Annotated in this window: 18 protein-coding genes; 5 read left to right on the plus strand and 13 right to left on the minus strand. The window is 44.6% G+C overall.

Annotation, left to right across the window (positions count from 1 at the left end; translation table 11 throughout):
- Nucleotides 1–68 precede the first annotated feature (68 nt).
- Nucleotides 69–1013 carry a glutathione S-transferase family protein gene (locus MU515_RS05015; protein ID WP_260259281.1) on the minus strand — a complete coding sequence of 315 codons (945 nt, stop codon included), beginning with the start codon at nucleotides 1011–1013 and terminating at the stop codon, nucleotides 69–71.
- A 125-nt stretch (nucleotides 1014–1138) separates the two neighbouring features.
- Nucleotides 1139–1597, minus strand: a complete 459-nt coding sequence (locus tag MU515_RS05020) for an HPP family protein (RefSeq protein ID WP_260259282.1) — start codon at nucleotides 1595–1597, stop codon at nucleotides 1139–1141.
- Between the two features lie 104 nt (nucleotides 1598–1701).
- Here MU515_RS05020 and MU515_RS05025 point away from each other — a divergent pair, with 104 nt between their 5' ends.
- Nucleotides 1702–2247 carry a TetR/AcrR family transcriptional regulator gene (locus MU515_RS05025; RefSeq protein WP_260259283.1) on the plus strand — a complete coding sequence of 182 codons (546 nt, stop codon included), beginning with the start codon at nucleotides 1702–1704 and terminating at the stop codon, nucleotides 2245–2247.
- 76 nt (nucleotides 2248–2323) lie between these two features.
- Here the strand turns inward: MU515_RS05025 and oppF are convergent, their stop codons facing one another.
- The 6 genes from oppF to MU515_RS05055 all read right to left on the minus strand — a co-directional run bounded on the left by oppF (nucleotide 2324) and on the right by MU515_RS05055 (nucleotide 9224).
- Nucleotides 2324–3316, minus strand: coding sequence for a murein tripeptide/oligopeptide ABC transporter ATP binding protein OppF (oppF, locus tag MU515_RS05030; protein WP_260259284.1), 993 nt, complete (start codon nucleotides 3314–3316; stop codon nucleotides 2324–2326).
- Complete coding sequence (locus MU515_RS05035; protein ID WP_260259285.1) at nucleotides 3313–4284, minus strand: ABC transporter ATP-binding protein; 972 nt, start codon at nucleotides 4282–4284, stop codon at nucleotides 3313–3315. Before MU515_RS05035 ends, oppF begins: the two co-directional genes overlap by 4 nt.
- A gap of 73 nt (nucleotides 4285–4357) precedes the next feature.
- A complete protein-coding gene (gene oppC, locus MU515_RS05040; protein WP_260259286.1) occupies nucleotides 4358–5260 on the minus strand; it encodes an oligopeptide ABC transporter permease OppC in 903 nt (300 codons plus the stop codon).
- Nucleotides 5261–5275: 15 nt separating this feature from the next.
- Nucleotides 5276–6196: an oligopeptide ABC transporter permease OppB gene (gene oppB, locus MU515_RS05045; RefSeq protein WP_260259287.1), complete on the minus strand. Its 921-nt coding sequence runs from the start codon at nucleotides 6194–6196 to the stop codon at nucleotides 5276–5278.
- A 98-nt stretch (nucleotides 6197–6294) separates the two neighbouring features.
- On the minus strand, nucleotides 6295–7971 hold the full coding sequence (locus tag MU515_RS05050) for an ABC transporter substrate-binding protein (RefSeq protein ID WP_260259288.1): 1677 nt from the start codon (nucleotides 7969–7971) through the stop codon (nucleotides 6295–6297).
- Nucleotides 7972–8504: 533 nt separating this feature from the next.
- A complete protein-coding gene (locus MU515_RS05055; RefSeq protein WP_260259607.1) occupies nucleotides 8505–9224 on the minus strand; it encodes an SDR family oxidoreductase in 720 nt (239 codons plus the stop codon).
- A 167-nt stretch (nucleotides 9225–9391) separates the two neighbouring features.
- Between MU515_RS05055 and MU515_RS05060 the strand changes: the two genes are divergently transcribed.
- Complete coding sequence (locus MU515_RS05060; protein WP_260259289.1) at nucleotides 9392–10276, plus strand: LysR family transcriptional regulator; 885 nt, start codon at nucleotides 9392–9394, stop codon at nucleotides 10274–10276.
- A gap of 35 nt (nucleotides 10277–10311) precedes the next feature.
- Here MU515_RS05060 and MU515_RS05065 read toward each other — a convergent pair whose 3' ends face one another.
- From MU515_RS05065 to MU515_RS05080, 4 genes are all read right to left on the minus strand, one after another.
- A complete protein-coding gene (locus tag MU515_RS05065; protein WP_260259290.1) occupies nucleotides 10312–11271 on the minus strand; it encodes a DUF3187 family protein in 960 nt (319 codons plus the stop codon).
- Nucleotides 11272–11501: 230 nt separating this feature from the next.
- Nucleotides 11502–11654, minus strand: coding sequence for a hypothetical protein (locus MU515_RS05070; protein ID WP_260259291.1), 153 nt, complete (start codon nucleotides 11652–11654; stop codon nucleotides 11502–11504).
- Nucleotides 11655–11841: 187 nt separating this feature from the next.
- Entirely contained in the window at nucleotides 11842–12231 is a 390-nt protein-coding gene (locus tag MU515_RS05075) for an ArsR/SmtB family transcription factor (RefSeq protein WP_260259292.1), read from the minus strand.
- A complete protein-coding gene (locus MU515_RS05080) occupies nucleotides 12232–12510 on the minus strand; it encodes a hypothetical protein (protein ID WP_260259293.1) in 279 nt (92 codons plus the stop codon).
- Between the two features lie 145 nt (nucleotides 12511–12655).
- Here MU515_RS05080 and MU515_RS05085 point away from each other — a divergent pair, with 145 nt between their 5' ends.
- The 3 genes from MU515_RS05085 (at nucleotide 12656) to MU515_RS05095 (ending at nucleotide 15119) form a co-directional block, all read left to right on the plus strand.
- A complete protein-coding gene (locus MU515_RS05085) occupies nucleotides 12656–13675 on the plus strand; it encodes a permease (RefSeq protein WP_260259294.1) in 1020 nt (339 codons plus the stop codon).
- A 155-nt stretch (nucleotides 13676–13830) separates the two neighbouring features.
- The gene (locus MU515_RS05090; protein ID WP_260259295.1) at nucleotides 13831–14538 is read left to right on the plus strand and encodes a type 1 glutamine amidotransferase; all 708 of its coding nucleotides are present in this window, start codon (nucleotides 13831–13833) and stop codon (nucleotides 14536–14538) included.
- Between the two features lie 77 nt (nucleotides 14539–14615).
- On the plus strand, nucleotides 14616–15119 hold the full coding sequence (locus MU515_RS05095) for a hypothetical protein (RefSeq protein WP_260259296.1): 504 nt from the start codon (nucleotides 14616–14618) through the stop codon (nucleotides 15117–15119).
- A 251-nt stretch (nucleotides 15120–15370) separates the two neighbouring features.
- On the opposite strand, the gene hutX is transcribed toward MU515_RS05095, so the two are convergent.
- Nucleotides 15371–15871: a heme utilization cystosolic carrier protein HutX gene (hutX, locus tag MU515_RS05100; RefSeq protein ID WP_260259297.1), complete on the minus strand. Its 501-nt coding sequence runs from the start codon at nucleotides 15869–15871 to the stop codon at nucleotides 15371–15373.
- Between the last annotated feature and the right edge of the window lie 2 nt (nucleotides 15872–15873).

Genomic DNA, 15873 nt, shown 5'->3' on the forward strand with positions numbered 1-15873 from the left:
AAATCATTTATGTGCACTACACCACCAAATGAGTAAAAAAAATCCGTTTTTAAACAGCGTTTTGATAGTCAGATCCCTTCACGCCCGTGCGCTGACTCTAAATCCAAATCTGGGCCCTTAGGAACGATTTGAGTTGGGTTTATCCCTTTATGGCTGAAATAGTAATGGCGCTTGATATGATAAAAGTCGGTGGTTTCCTTTATCCCTTCTACTTGGTATAGCTCCTTCATATAACCATTCAAGTTCGGGTAGTCGGCGATTCTTTGCTTATTGCACTTAAAATGCCCGACATAAACGGCATCAAAACGAACCAGTGTGGTAAACAATCGCCAATCCACTTCAGTGATCTTTGAGCCCGCTAAATAGCGATGCGTTGCTAAGTGGCTCTCTACCTTATCTAGCGCGTCAAACAATTGGTTATACGCTTCTTCATACGCCTCTTGTGTAGTGGCAAAACCGCAGCGATAGACACCGTTATTAATGGCTGGGTAGATGTAATCATTCCACTCATCAATCACGCTACGTAACTCTTGTGGGTAAAAATCGAGTTGATTACCAGTGACAGAATCAAACGCAGAGTTAAACATGCGAATGATCTCAGAAGATTCATTACTGACGATGGTTTGCGTTTTCTTATCCCACAGCACGGGGACTGTCACTCGCCCTGTATAGTCGGGCTTCGCTTGTGTATAGATTTGATGCATGCGCGTGTGGCCAAATAGAGGTTCAGGCAAGCCCATCTGCCAACCTTCATTCATCATATCCGGGCAAACCACGGTGACATCAATATGAGACTCAAGCTGTTTGAGCTGTCGAAATATCAAGGTGCGATGCGCCCAAGGGCAAGCGAGAGAAACGTATAGATGATAACGGCCAGACTCCGGTTTAAACTTGGCATCGGGTGTGTCTTCTACCCAATCACGAAAGCCCGCATCTTCACGGACAAACTTGCCGCCGCTACTTTTGGTGTCGTACCAAACATCATACCAAACGCCATCAACTAACTTACCCATGGTTTATCTCCCTTTGCTCTAATCACTTAAGTCTATATAGAGGGCGTCATAAATACAGACGATGGATTAAGCCATGATGTTCAAATAATTCGAGCAAGTGAGTTCTTATCCACCACCGCCTGTTGCTATAAATCCACTGGCGTCCATTGCTGCTTTAGCTGGTGAAACAATTTAGCAACCAACACAATCAGTATTGCGCCACTTAATACCGGAGTAACAAGAAATCCCCATGTTTGACCCGCTAACATAATCAGCATCGGGTTTGCACCTGCGGGTGGATGGGTTGTGTTAGTCAATAGCATGCAGCTGACCCCAACCCCAGTGGCAAGCGCAAGCGTCAAAGGAGTTACCCCGACATATTGCGTGAAGATTACGCCAACCGCAGCTGTAATCAAATGGCCAAAGATAACGTTTTTAGGCTGCGCCAGTGGGCTATTAGGCAAGCCAAAAACCAACACTGTCGTCGCACCAAACGGTGCCATGACCAAAGTGAGCTGGGCCAAAGATGCATCCAAAAACGACAATACACCAATCGCAAGAGCCGCACCAATACCCGCAATACAAGCCGTAACAATCTTATTCATATTTACCTCTCAAAAAGTAGACCAATCTGTCTCCTTTATTAAAATAGACAAATCGGTCTACTTTTGTCAAACTGTTTCCTGAATTGGATGTGTAGAGAACGGATATGAGTAAAAAACGCCAGCTATTGGTGGACACCGCACTGAACCTTTTTTATCACCAAGGTGTGCATGCCATCGGTATCAATGAAATTTTAAAGACATCTGGTGTGGCTAAAAGAACGCTCTATAGCCACTTTGAGAGTAAAGACGCGCTGCTTTTAGCGGCTCTGCAGCAAAGGCATACTACATTCATCGACTGGCTGACCAAGCAATTAGCCCACTCCCATTCTAATGCTGAGGTTATCGACCAATTGTTTACAAGCTTGGAAAAGTGGTTCGCTGGCAAGGCAGAGGAGTTAGGTGATTTTCGAGGCTGCTTTTTTATCAATACTGCAGGAGAGTTTAGCCATATCCAATGTGAGATTATTGAATACTGCGCGATGCATAAAGCTAAAGTGCGTGAAGTAATTAGCGGAAAACTAAGTGGTGAGCCCCCTCATCTACTTGACGCTATTTGCACCATGAAAGAAGGCACTATCACATTAGCTCACCTAACTGGTGATATTTCTCATTGTGAGAAAGCGAAAGCGGTATTACAACGCTTGATTTAACAGCACTTCCCTTTAGGCATAAAAAAAGCGCGACCTACTAAGAAGCCGCGCTTAAGCCCGTCACAGGCTGAATGGGTTAAATGCTAACGTTCAAGCACGACACTGCATGAACATCATTCCCTTGGATGTGTGGTTTTTGATTCGCACATGCCTCGGTAGCTTGAGGGCAGCGCGTTCGGAATACACAACCTGATGGTGGGTTGATTGGTGACGGTAAATCACCTTCTAGCATTTCAATCTTTTTACTGCGTTCTAGATTCGGATCAGGAATCGGTACAGCTGACATCAGTGCGCGCGTGTATGGGTGTTTCGGGTCAGCAAATAGAGCGTCAGCTTCGCCTAGCTCTACTGCGTTACCTAGATACATTACCAATACGCGGTCAGAAATGTGTTTAACCACTGATAGATCGTGCGCGATGAAGACTAGCGATAAGCCAAGTTCTTTTTGCAGTTCTTTCAGTAGGTTAACCACCTGAGCCTGAATCGATACATCTAGCGCCGATACTGGTTCATCACAGATGATCATCTTAGGTTTTAAGATAAGCGCACGCGCAATACCAATACGCTGACACTGACCGCCAGAGAATTCGTGTGGGTAACGGTTGATAACGTTTGGTAGCAGACCTACCTTAGCCATCATCTCTTTTACGCGATCTTTTACTTCTTGCTTAGAGAGCTCTGGATAGAAGGTTTCCAGCGGTTCAGCAATGATGTCGCCCACTGTCATACGTGGGTTAAGAGACGCCAAAGGATCTTGGAAAATCATTTGAATCTCTTTACGCGTTTCGCGGCGCTTCACTTCTTGCATTTTAGTGAGGTCTTGGCCTAGCCAAACTACTTCACCCTCAGTTGCTTCAACTAAACCAATGATTGCGCGAGCAAAAGTGGATTTACCACAACCTGACTCACCTACTACACCCAAAGTTTCACCTTCGTATAGGCGCACGTTAACACCATCAACCGCTTTTAGGTTTGATGGTTTTGTCCACGGCCATGCTGATTTAGCAGCAATACTGAAGTGAACTTTTAAATCTTTAACATCTAGTAATATCGATTTCTCTACACTCATTTGCTCCAAGCCTCCCAATCAGAAAAACATGCGCGCTGACGGCCTTCACCAAATGGTGTCAGAATCGGCGACTCCTGCTTACAACGGTCAATCACACGGTGGCAACGCTCTTGGTAAGGGCAGCCAGTCGGTAGACGCAGTAAGTTAGGTGGGTTACCCGGGATTGTCGGTAGAATCTCACCTTCTGTATCCAAACGAGGGATCGCTTTAAGTAGACCTTCCGCATACGGGTGGCTTGGGTTGTAGAAAATATCATCCACTTTGCCGTATTCCATGGTACGGCCTGCGTACATTACAAGCACTTTGTCACAAGAGCCTGCAACCACGCCTAAATCGTGGGTAATCATGATGATTGCGGTATTGAACTCACTCTTCAGCTCGTTCAAAAGATCCATGATCTGAGCTTGTACTGTTACATCTAGCGCTGTTGTTGGCTCATCGGCAATCAACAGTTTTGGACGACACAATAGCGCCATTGCGATCATTACACGCTGGCGCATACCGCCAGAAAATTCGTGCGGGTACATAGTGATACGCTTGCGCGCTTCAGGGATTTTCACCGCCTCAAGCATACGCACTGACTCTTCAAATGCTTCCGCTTTACCCATGCCCTTGTGCAGCATCAACACTTCCATTAGCTGGTCGCTAACTTTCATGTATGGGTTCAACGAAGTCATTGGGTCTTGGAAGATCATCGCGATCTGTTCTGCACGAACTTTGTTTAATGCTTTCTCAGGCAAGTTAAGGATTTCATTACCCTCAAACTTTGCGCTACCTGAAATAATGCCGTTTTTCGCAAGCAAACCCATGATTGCGAATACGGTTTGCGACTTACCAGAGCCAGACTCACCCACGATGCCGAGGGTTTCGCCTTGCTCTAGTGAAAAATTAAGATCGTTTACTGCGGTTACGATACCATCTTGTGTGGTGAACTCGACACGCAGATCTTTAACATCTAATAAGCTCATCATTGCTTCCTATAATCTTTTCGATTTTTTTATAATTTATTGCTTATTTATTGCTAGTTTCTAGCTGTCGTTATTATCTGTCTTTTGGATCCAGCGCATCACGCAGACCATCACCCACATAGTTGAAACAGAAAAGTGTTACAACCATGAATAGTGCTGGGAACGCAAGCTGCCAAATAGCAACTTCCATTGTCTGTGCGCCTTCTTGCAGCAGCGCGCCCCAACTTGTCATCGGCTCTTGAACACCAAGGCCAAGGAAAGATAGGAACGACTCTGTCAAGATCATACTTGGGATCAGCAGTGTCGAGTAAACCGCAACAATACCTAATACGTTCGGTACGATATGGCGAGTGATGATGTTCCACTTGCTCACACCACAAACGTGTGCCGCTTCGATGAACTCTTTGCTACGTAGGCTTAATGTTTGACCACGTACAATACGCGCCATATCTAGCCAAGCAATTGCACCGATAGCAACGAAGATTAGGACAATGTTACGACCGAAGAATGTCACCAGTACGATAACTAGGAACATAAACGGAACTGCGTAAAGGATTTCTAGGATACGCATCATGATACGGTCAGTACGACCGCCAATGAAGCCTGATGCCGCGCCGTAAAGTGTACCAATCAGTACCGCTACGAATGCGCCCATCACGCCTACCATCAACGAGATACGTCCACCCACTAGAGTACGTACATATAGGTCACGACCTAAGCTGTCAGTACCAAACCAGTGGTCAGCATTAGGGCCAACGTGCATTGAACCCCAATCCGTATTATCAAATGTGTAAGGAGCGATCATCGGCAAGAAAATCACTGCCAATGTCATAACAAACAAGATTGCTAAGCTCACCATCGCCGCTTTGTTGCGCATAAAACGAATGCGAGCGTCTTGCCATAAACTGCGACCTTCGATTTCTAAATTCTCAGAAAACTTCTCAATCGCTTCTAGGTTTTCTTTTTTCGTTAACATAACCAAACGTCCCTGTTAGTAGCGAATTTTCGGGTCGATCATTGCCAGTAGAATATCCACGATGGCATTGAACAAGATAAATAGGAAACCAATCAAAATGGTCACACCCATTACCAACGAATAGTCACGGTTGAACGCGGCGTTAACGAATAGCTTACCGATACCTGGTAGACCGAAAATGGTCTCAACAACAACTGAACCAGTGATGATACCTACGAACGCAGGGCCCATGTACGAAACAACTGGAAGAAGCGCTGGTTTCAGTGCGTGTTTAACGATGATGTAACGGTAGCTAAGACCTTTCGCACGTGCAGTACGAATAAAGTTACTGTTCAGGGTTTCAATCATCGAGCCACGCGTAATACGCGCAAAGGTTGCAACGTAAAGTAGCGACATGGCGATAACTGGTAAGAACAGGTATTGGAAGGAACCGTCATTCCACCCCCCAGCAGGAAAAAGCTTCATCTTCAAAGAGAAGAAGTAAATCAGTGCAGGTGCCAACACGAACGATGGCAGCACCACCCCGAGCATAGCGGTGGACATTACGGTGTAGTCAATCCAGGAGTTTTGCCTTAATGCGGCTATGGTGCCGACGGTAACACCCAAAATGACAGTGAAAATAAATGCGATAGCACCCACTTTTGCTGATACAGGAAGTGCACCTGCGATCAGTTCGTTTACTGAGTAATCTAGGTACTTGAATGAAGGACCAAAATCACCTTGTACAACGTTAAATAAGTAAGTGGTGTATTGTTCAAAAACAGGTTTATCTAGGCCGTATTTAGCCTCGATGTTAGCCATAACTTCTGGCGGCAAAGGACGCTCAGTAGAAAATGGGTTACCTGGTGCGAAACGCATAAGAAAGAAAGATACGGTGATCAAAACCAACATAGTTGGGATCGCCTCAAATATCCTTTTAGCGATGAATTTAAGCATAAACTCACTCTTTCAGTCTGTGACAGTTAAGTACAACAAGACCCTGCATGTGATTTCTCACATGCAGCGTCAATATTTTTATAGTTCTATGAGCTTAGTTATTTACTAGCTTTGATAAATAGATCTTTAGAGTAGATTTTCTCTTCTGGGTTGTTTGCTGGGAAGCCACCAACCTGTGGAGAAAGTAGACGTGATTTCACGTACTGGTAGATAGGCGCGATAGGCATATCTTTCGCTAGTAGCTTCTCAGCTTCTAGGTAAAGTGCTTTACGCTCTTCTTCTGAAGTAGACGCAAGTGCTTGTGCCATGATGTCATCGTACGCTTTGCTGTCATAGTGAATACCGCCAGTCGTGTTGTTACTCTTCATTAGAGTTAGGAACGACGAAGCTTCGTTGTAGTCACCACACCAACCTGCACGAGCAACTTCAAAGTCACCTGAGTCTTTTGATGATAGGTACGTTTTCCACTCTTGGTTTTCAAGAGTAACGTCTAGACCTAGTGTCTTCTTCCACATAGAACCAAGTGCTACTGCAATCTTCTTGTGGTTTTCAGACGTGTTGTAAAGAAGGCTGAATTTCAGTGGGTTATCTGCACCGAAGCCCGCTTCTTCTAGTAGTTTAGCTGCCGCTGCATTACGCTCTTCTTGCGTCATTGCACCGTATGCTGGCATTTCTGGATCAAAGCCTGCTGTGATTTCTGGAGTTAGGAAGTAAGCAGGTTTTTGGCCTTGAGCAAGGATTGCATCTGTTACTACGTTACGGTCGATAGCGTATGAGATCGCTTGACGAACACGAGCATCATCAAATGGTGCTTTCTTCGTGTTGAAGATGTAGTAGTAAGTACACAGGTTACCTGTTACAGATACTGATTCTGGGTGCTCTTTAGTTAGGCGCTTGAAGTGCTCGATTGGCAGTTCGTTAGTGAAGTCGATTTCACCCGCTAGGAAACGGTTCATCTCTGAAACTTGGTTTTCGATCGGTAGGAACGTTACCTTGTTTAGAGTAGTGTGCTCGTTATCCCAGTACTTTTCGTTACGCTTAAGCGTTAGACGCTCGTTCACAACCCACTGATCTACAACGTAAGCACCGTTACCCACGAAGTTTTCAGGTTTAGTCCATTGGTCGCCGAATTTTTCAACTGTTGCTTGGTGAACTGGCTTAACTGTTGTGTGACCCATCATCATTACGAAGTAAGGTACCGCAGTTTCTAGCTCAACCAATAGCGTGTGATCGTCAACCGCTTTAACACCTAGCTCAGACTTATCCATCTTGCCTGCTACGATGTCTTTAGCGTTAACCATCTTGGTGTATTCCATGTACCAAGCGTATGGAGAAGCAGTTGCCGGATCAACAGCGCGTTGGAAACTGTATACGAAATCGCCTGCTGTTACAGGATCGCCGTTTGACCAAACTGCATCTTTACGAAGGTGGAAAGTGAACGTTTTGTTGTCTGTTGTTTCCCAGCTTTCTGCTACTGCTGGAACAGTGTTGCCGTCAGCGTCTTGGTTAACTAGACCTTCAAGTAGGTCACGGATAACGTGAGACTCTGGAACACCTTGAGATTTGTGAGGGTCGATAGTAGCAACTTCAGTACCGTTACCACGAACCAGCTCTTGTACTTCAGCCAGTGTTGTTTCTGTAGAATCTGTTTGAGCTTCTGGTTGAGGTGCTGGTGCTGCAGCTTGCTGTTGCTCTGGTTTGTCACCACAGCCCACAAGTGCAAGAGAAAGGCCCGCGCCCACGAACAGTGCGCGTGTAATTTTGTTCTTATACATGCGTAAAACTCCAAGTTTTTTATTTGCATCCATGACTACTTTGTAAGGTCACTCGAACGGTAGTGAATTAGATTTTTTCTGCTCAATTTTCAAGCAGAAAAACCTAAATCCTTACAAAGATTGCGGCACACATTAGCAATCATTGAAGTAATTTGCCATAAAAATGTGATGGAAAATCGAATAATTCTTCAAATCCCTCTACAAACTGGCAAGAATCACTATTTTTTGTCACACAAACGATATTTTGGATTGAGATAACGTTTGCGTCTAGATTGAAGTGCCAAATCGTCTACCAAGATACTTTTTTTTAGCATCTTATGCCAAACATTGTGCAACAAAATTAACACTCGTCACGCAATATCCTTAACAAATAACAGAATCCATTGTTCGACCTTTACAATATGTGATGCATATCACTGCTCTATTTTCGCCCTACTTCGCCTACGTAAATCAATAAATATTCATAAAAAATAACTAAACTCCCAAATGCAACAAAGCCCCGCAATGCGGGGCTTAAAAAAGCTCAATTAAGCTTATGGTTGTTGACGTGTTGGCGCCAAAACAATCTCACGTACACACACACCTTGTGGTTGGTTGTACGCATATTCTACTGAACGAGCGATATCGTCAGCGGCTAACACGCCACCCATTTCTTCTTTCCACTCACCGTAGCCATTAATAATGTCTTGTGACGTAGTATGAGATAGAAGCTCTGTTTCTACTGCGCCCGGAGCAATGGTGGTTACGCGAACGTCGAAGTTTGCCACTTCTTCACGTACATTTTCAGAAATAGCGTGCACAGCGAATTTAGTGCCACAATATGCTGCGTGATTCGGGAACGTTTTACGACCCGCCACTGAGCTGATGTTGATGATAGTGCCGCTACGACGCTCTTTCATCGGTGCTAGTACCGCTTGCATGCCGTTCATTAGGCCAATAACGTTTACGTCGAACATGCGTTTCCATTCTGCTGGATCTTGTACATCTAGCTCGCTTAGCAACATCACGCCAGCATTGTTCACAATACAATCTGTTGGACCAAACTGAGCTTCTGCTTTCGCAATCGCAGCTTCGAAGCTTTCTTTATCCAGCACGTCTACTTTTTCACACAGTGTGTTTGGTAGCTCTAGCGCTGTTAAACGCTCTACACGGCGTGCAATTAACAGTAGAGGATGACCAGCCGCGCTCAAACGACGAGCAATCGCTTCACCAATACCAGAACTTGCACCTGTTACAACAATTAGTTTTTTCATCATTATTCTCCAATTCGATTGAGTTGACCCGTACCCTTGTACGTGGCAATGAGGCTAGTTTAGGGATTTGATGATCGTTGATATATAGCATTTAAGTTCAATCACTGTTGCACAGGTGCAACAATAAAATTAAGCTAGGGTTCTGGTTGATATCTCTGGTTGTTTATATGATTAATCGCATTCAGCTTGCAGACATTCGCTCATTCGTTTTAATTGCTCAGCTTGGCAACTTTACGAAAGCGGCAGACGCGCTCAATGTATCTCGCTCGCACGTTTCGCGTCAGATCAGTGCGCTTGAAAAACAAATGGGCGTGACTTTGCTGATTCGTACTACTCGCACGCTCAAACTTACTCAAGCCGGCGAGCGATTATACAAGCAGTGTGAATCCGCCCTACACAGTATTGATCAAGCATTGCTCGCCGCCGTTGATGACACAGAACAAGTGCGCGGGCTAATTAGAGTCAATTGTGTTGGCGGTTATTTAGGGGAAGAAGTGATCGCTCAATCGATCGCAGAATTTATGTCACTTTATCCAAATGTGACGATTGATTTGGACTTTTCTAGTCACCGAATCGACTTAATTGAAGATCAATTTGATGTAGCGTTTCGTATGGGCAATTTAGAAGATTCAGGTTTTGTCGCCAAACACTTACTAGATGTTGAAATGGTAACCTTGGCAAGCCCTCTATATATTGAGACATTTGGCTCACCTGAACATCCAAAGCAATTGGCACAGCATAGAGTGCTTACCGGTTCGGTGACTCGATGGGCGTATCAAGCGACCGATTCCGCGCAGCATTACGATGTGCACGTGAAAGGTGCACTAACGTGCAAAAACGGCCGCGCGCTGATCAAATCCGCACTCGCGGGGAACGGTATTATCCGTGTACCAAAAGTGTATTGTGAGCAGGAGATCGAACAAGGCCTGTTAACGTCTGTCATGCCCACTTGGAAAATCGCCAGCGTACCCTTCTCTGCCCTGTATCATAAAGACCGCTACCAACCTAAACGGCTGCGAGCGTTTATTGAATTTGTTAAGCAGCGATTTTAACCTCGCTGCTTATACCCAAATCGATAGCCACAAAGTTAGAGATAGAAACGTAACCCCGTAGTGAACATAATATCGGTTGAATTATCCATATGGATGGCGTTTTCAGTGGCTAATAGTTCAAAAGCGATACCATCGCCATGGTAACGATAGCCTGTTACCACTTCGTGGGAGCGCTTCTCAAATTCGCTGCCATCATCGAGTACCCCTTCAAAGCCGTGATACTCAATCACAACCTCATGACGCTCGAAAAAGCGATAGTTATAGCCGATAGCAAATGCGGCTGTGCTTCCACTATCTACAGGAATGATGTTCATCAATAGATTATCGTCACGGTGGGTAAAGCCTACTGTCGTAAACACCGCATGGTTACCATTAATAAATGAATAGTTGAGCTGCACCCCTTGCTCAAAAACCGAGGTTTCAAACGGCGAATCATTCACGCTGTTGTAGTAAAGTGACCCACCCAGCGCTAAGGCATGATTTTGATTTTCAAAAAGTTGATACTGCATATAACCATGCAGCGCATTCACTAACGTTTCCCCTTCAAAATCCGTCACTTCAATACCATAGGTATCACTGCGAATATCAAAACTGTGTTTATCAACGTCCAGTCGACCATTCTGGCCAATATTGAAGAAGTCATGAAAACCAATCGTTAAGGTGTCGATATGGTTGTTGCCAGCCCAAGAATATTGGTACATCACCTCAGCGCTGAGCCTGTCACTCACGCGCCACTGCATGCCTAAGTGTGCTTGGTTTTGGTAGTAATCTAATTGAAAATCATCACTTTGAGCCCAAACACTTGCCGCCGACAGCATTGAAAATAGTTCGGTCTGCTGCGGCGCAAAACCACTACGAAGCTGGGTACTCAGTGAGCTTGATTGAAATGGCGAAGAAGCGTAGGTACGCAAAGGAGTAGATTGAGTATTCGCCCACGCTAACGCTGGGGAACACGCCAGAATCACCAACCATTTACCCATCAAATTATTAACCATTTTACATCACTCGCAATGATATTTAACTATACACCCGTGCAGCATACACCTAATCGAACATTTTTAAAACAGTGTTCGATTATTATTCGTGCCGAATTATCACCAATAGCAATTGAATACATTGGTACTACTTAGATACTGTAAAAATCGATAGAAGAAAGTGATGCTTGGTAGCAAAAACGCAAAAAGGTAGCCATTTGGCTACCTTCTTTACAGAAAAGAGTTCTTAATTACGCTTTCTTAAGATCTTTTGCTGGGTAAGTCAGTGACATATCGTTAACTAGAACGTGTACGTAAAAACCGCCACTGCTAAAGCCAGTCACTTCCATTTGACCCAACTCAATACCTTTAGTTGCTACAACTAAATCACCAATAGAAAACATATGAATACCTTGAATGTAAGTAATTGACGATGAATTTTATCGTTGGCGCTATTGAAGCAGGTTTCACCCAGAGCAACTAATCAAGTTATTTGTCGTTACGACAACCAAAACAACCTTTAGCCAACTCTTTTAATCAGCCATCATCAAGGCCAATCATTCTCAATACTTACGTCGTCTTTTTACTTAACTAAACCGTTTTCGACAACCATTCTTGGCTGTTAGGCCCGACCGTACATTCGTTATTTTCTCTCATTGATAAACGTATTTGGCAACGCGCTTTCTCCTGCTCAAAAGCATGTTGTGGTAAGTTCCTAACCGACTCAACCAAGCTTTGCCAATGAGGTTGGGTTTGCTCAGCCAACGTATAGTAAACCCACTTACCACGCTTTTCTTGACTCAGTAAGCCTGATTTAAACAGCATTTTAAGGTTACGCGACACGTTATATTGAGTTTCGCCTGTCACGTCCATCGCCTCAGCAACAGTGATTTTCTGATCAACATGAATCAGCAACCAGCATAGTTTCAATCGGTGCGGCTCTGCTAAGGCTTTAAGAGCATCTAAGTATTGTTCTTCCATTTACGTAGACTTTTGTTTTCTAAGGCTAATCATCATTATAACCATGCCTATGCAGAAAACGATACCCGAATGAATAGCATGAAAAGCTAGCTCAGCACCCGTTACACCGTTAAATAACGCAATCCAGAAAAACGGACAAAACAAACCTAGCAACGCAATATTTCGACCTGTTCGAGTCTGGTTGGAGAGATCTCCGCCTTTAATTAAAACTCTGACGACTTGCACGATATGGCTATAAGCACACCACTTGGTTGCCTTCACTAAAAGGCTATTCTTCATACTCAATCCTTGCTGTTCCTGTGAAAACTCAATTTAGAATACCACACAAATTCATACTTGCACATTCGTGCAAGTGATCATATATTCATCCAACCGCTATTTAAGCATTTACTAATTAACTATCTTTAGAGGTGATATTGTGAACATGGACAAACTCTCCATCGCACTCGATGAATTCATACACGTTGGAGGCGCTTTAGTGGTCGTCATCGCCGTCGTATCAATCCTGACCGGATTTATGCGCGAATACGTTCCTCAAGACAAGCTGCAAAAGAAACTCACCAAGCATGAGAAATATGGCCCTTTATTTGGTGCACTGTTTGGCATGCTAACCCCATTTTGCAGTGCTTCCGTGGTTCCTGTGTCAATGGGCATGGCAACCATGGGCGTATCATTAAGCACGGTAATGAGCTTTCTTATTTCTGCGCCGTTATGTAACTTCATCGTACTTGCCATGGTCTACGCCACGTTTGGCCTTAAAACCACTGCCGTATACCTAGCGCTGACCTTCTCCTCGGCGGTATTTGGCGGATGGCTAATATCCAAAACGCCTTGGCGCAATGAGATCAAACGCGGCGAAGAAATCGAACCAAAATCAGCCCCAACCTGTGGCACAGCAAATAGCAGCGCGGTAAATAACAGTTGCACACCTCAGCCACAAGTGACAGCAAGTTGTGCGGCCAACGTGAGCCAAACTGAACCGAAAGTTGCTGCCGGCTGCGACGGTGCAATCCTTGAGCTCAATGAAGTCGAGCCAAGTAAAGGCGCTAAAGCAATGCGTTTTGCTTTGGCTCTGTTTAAGAAGATCATCCCTTACGTGCTATTAGGTGCACTAATTAGTGGCCTTTCGGCCGCGTATTTACCAGCAGAATTGGTAGAGAAATATGTTGGCGGTGACAACTTACTCGCTATTTTTATTGCTGCGGTCATTGGTGTGCCACTTTACCTACGTATCGAAATGGCCATCCCACTTTTAAACGTGCTGATCGCCAAAGGCATGGGGATGGGCCCGGCTATGGCGCTTATCGTCGGTGGTACCGGGGCAAGTTTGCCTGAGATTGCTTTAGTCTCTTCGGTACTGAAACCAAAAGCAGTGTTTGCATTTGTGGCCATAGTGCTAACCACAGCAGTCATTGGCGGCGTGCTATTTCAATTTGTCATCTAATCCTCCAATAAGTAGACGGGCACTGCACTGACTTTTATACCGTCAGAGCAGCGCTTGTCACTTACTGCACTCAGCTCCTAATTTCCCCCTACCGTTGGTCTGCATGAGTAGGCCAACGTACCTATACTCATACGATAAATCTCAAGAGAAACCCGATGAAAATTGGTATTTTGAAATGTGGCGACGTCGCTGCACCTATGATTGACCAGTTTGGTCATTACTCCGACTGTCTTATTAAACACATTGGCCTTGATGAAATTGCGCAAATCCATGAATGGAATGTATACCAACAGCATGCCCTCCCCTCATCTACTGACGAATGTGACGCCTATGTCATTGGCGGTAGCCCATCAGGCGTTAATGACAATGCCACTTGGATAGATTCACTCGCCACTTTTATAAGACAAGCATTTAAGGCGCAAAAACCACTGGTCGGTATTTGTTTCGGCCATCAAGCGATACATTACGCACTTGGCGGCCAAGTAGAAAAATCCGATCAAGGCTGGGGATTAGGCGCTTACGATGTCACGTTTAAGCAGTCGCTAGGTAGCTTTAGCCACGGTGATGGTCTAAATATATTGTCGATACATCAAGATCAGGTCATCGCCCTTGCGCCAAATTTTGAATCGGTCGCGGGTAGCGACTTTTGCCCTCACTTTGTTACGCGTTACAAAAATACGGTACTCACAATCCAAGGGCACCCTGAGTTCACCCCTGCATTTTTGCTCAACCTAATTAAGCAACGCCAAGACATATTGCAACAGAAAGTTCATGCTTTGCCTGATTTTGGTCTAGAGCGTCCCCTAGACCACACCGCCTTTAATCAAATTTTACGTAATCACCTGCAACAATTGCACGATTGAACATCACAATAAACCGTTTGTTATACCAAATATGAACGAGTATTATGGCTAACAGTTTCACTTCAACCTAAGTCGCAATGAAATTATTAGCTGATAAAACCGGTGAGCAGTTCTTGAGTATTCAACAAGAGCAAGGAGATGAAGTGATTGTTCAGTTCATCTCCAACGAAGGCGAACCAACGGGAAAACCTTTTAAGGACTCTTTGAAAGGCTTAAAACTTGCTGGATGGAGCGTACGACATACCTCAACAGCGATTGGTTTATACCGCTTCAAACATGGTTATCTAGAAGACGCCCATGTCAGCTTCGCGCTGCATCAACTTTATCCATTAGGTCGCAAGGTGAAATTGCCAACAGGCGATGTGGTGAAAATAGCGAGCTATGCCAATACTCACAGTGACGGTTACTACATGTATGTCACCAAACAAGGCCAAAGCAAACTAACCCGTTTAAAAATGAGCCCCGAATGGGAATTGCTTCCTTCCGATAAGTTGCTCGCATTGCCTTACTACCCTGCCCCAAGAACTCAGCAAGAAATTGATAATATTCAATCATTTGATGAATGGGCCGGCGGGTTCTAAACAAAAGCCGCCCAATAGGCGGCTTAGTATTGATTCAGACGTATTTGGAGCAAAACTTGGGTAGTCGAGGTTAGCTATATACTCAAAAGCTGACTTCTTAGGAAACTCAGTCCCAGGCTGCGAATTAAAACCAGCTTTGATCATAAACTGCCAAATGCAATCATTCATATCGCTGTTTTAAACTATTCGCTAGCAGACTACCAAAGCCTTTCAATTGCGTCGATAGTGGCCGAAGAGCAAGCCGTTAAGAATCAAACTAAATCTAATTTCCACTGCTCAAACATACTAACTTGTTCAGGAATCAGCTTACGTTGCTCATCTCGACCCAGATAGACTTTGAAGATCGAGTCACCTTGCGCGTCAAAGAAGCCAAAGTAATGGCTATCCATCCCCATAAACGGTTTGCTGATCAAAGCAACATTGACCATATTTTCGACTTTCAAATGACCATGCAGCTGCCCTGCTTCACCCATGAGGTTGTAATAGCCACGAGCGACTTTTCCTTTAGGGAAAGGGGCCTTCACTTCAAATATTGAGCCACCAGCTTGAACAATCGTGGTCACCGGGCCAAAGCCAACCAAGCTCTCTAAAATCTGCTGTGCCTTGATACCTTCAACTAAAGTAGCCATCTCTTTTGGTAAGCTGCGTACCACTTCAAATTCACTTACATTCAGTTGCGCGGCAATAGCTGCTGGTAGCATGGACGCATCTTGTTCAATAATATCGGCCACTTGCTGTTGGATATTTTCCATTA

The sequence above is a fragment of the Vibrio intestinalis genome, assembly GCF_025195085.2.
Taxonomy (GTDB): Bacteria; Pseudomonadota; Gammaproteobacteria; order Enterobacterales; family Vibrionaceae; genus Vibrio; species Vibrio intestinalis.

Bases quoted from the DNA above. Each gene is read 5' to 3' on its own strand.
- MU515_RS05015 (WP_260259281.1), bottom strand. From the start codon at position 1,013: ATGGGTAAGTTAGTTGATGGCGTTTGGTATGATGTTTGGTACGACACC.
- MU515_RS05020 (WP_260259282.1), bottom strand. From the start codon at position 1,597: ATGAATAAGATTGTTACGGCTTGTATTGCGGGTATTGGTGCGGCTCTT.
- MU515_RS05025 (WP_260259283.1), top strand. From the start codon at position 1,702: ATGAGTAAAAAACGCCAGCTATTGGTGGACACCGCACTGAACCTTTTT.
- oppF (WP_260259284.1), bottom strand. From the start codon at position 3,316: ATGAGTGTAGAGAAATCGATATTACTAGATGTTAAAGATTTAAAAGTT.
- MU515_RS05035 (WP_260259285.1), bottom strand. From the start codon at position 4,284: ATGAGCTTATTAGATGTTAAAGATCTGCGTGTCGAGTTCACCACACAA.
- oppC (WP_260259286.1), bottom strand. From the start codon at position 5,260: ATGTTAACGAAAAAAGAAAACCTAGAAGCGATTGAGAAGTTTTCTGAG.
- oppB (WP_260259287.1), bottom strand. From the start codon at position 6,196: ATGCTTAAATTCATCGCTAAAAGGATATTTGAGGCGATCCCAACTATG.
- MU515_RS05050 (WP_260259288.1), bottom strand. From the start codon at position 7,971: ATGTATAAGAACAAAATTACACGCGCACTGTTCGTGGGCGCGGGCCTT.
- MU515_RS05055 (WP_260259607.1), bottom strand. From the start codon at position 9,224: ATGAAAAAACTAATTGTTGTAACAGGTGCAAGTTCTGGTATTGGTGAA.
- MU515_RS05060 (WP_260259289.1), top strand. From the start codon at position 9,392: ATGATTAATCGCATTCAGCTTGCAGACATTCGCTCATTCGTTTTAATT.
- MU515_RS05065 (WP_260259290.1), bottom strand. From the start codon at position 11,271: ATGGTTAATAATTTGATGGGTAAATGGTTGGTGATTCTGGCGTGTTCC.
- MU515_RS05070 (WP_260259291.1), bottom strand. From the start codon at position 11,654: ATGTTTTCTATTGGTGATTTAGTTGTAGCAACTAAAGGTATTGAGTTG.
- MU515_RS05075 (WP_260259292.1), bottom strand. From the start codon at position 12,231: ATGGAAGAACAATACTTAGATGCTCTTAAAGCCTTAGCAGAGCCGCAC.
- MU515_RS05080 (WP_260259293.1), bottom strand. From the start codon at position 12,510: ATGAAGAATAGCCTTTTAGTGAAGGCAACCAAGTGGTGTGCTTATAGC.
- MU515_RS05085 (WP_260259294.1), top strand. From the start codon at position 12,656: ATGGACAAACTCTCCATCGCACTCGATGAATTCATACACGTTGGAGGC.
- MU515_RS05090 (WP_260259295.1), top strand. From the start codon at position 13,831: ATGAAAATTGGTATTTTGAAATGTGGCGACGTCGCTGCACCTATGATT.
- MU515_RS05095 (WP_260259296.1), top strand. From the start codon at position 14,616: ATGAAATTATTAGCTGATAAAACCGGTGAGCAGTTCTTGAGTATTCAA.
- hutX (WP_260259297.1), bottom strand. From the start codon at position 15,871: ATGGAAAATATCCAACAGCAAGTGGCCGATATTATTGAACAAGATGCG.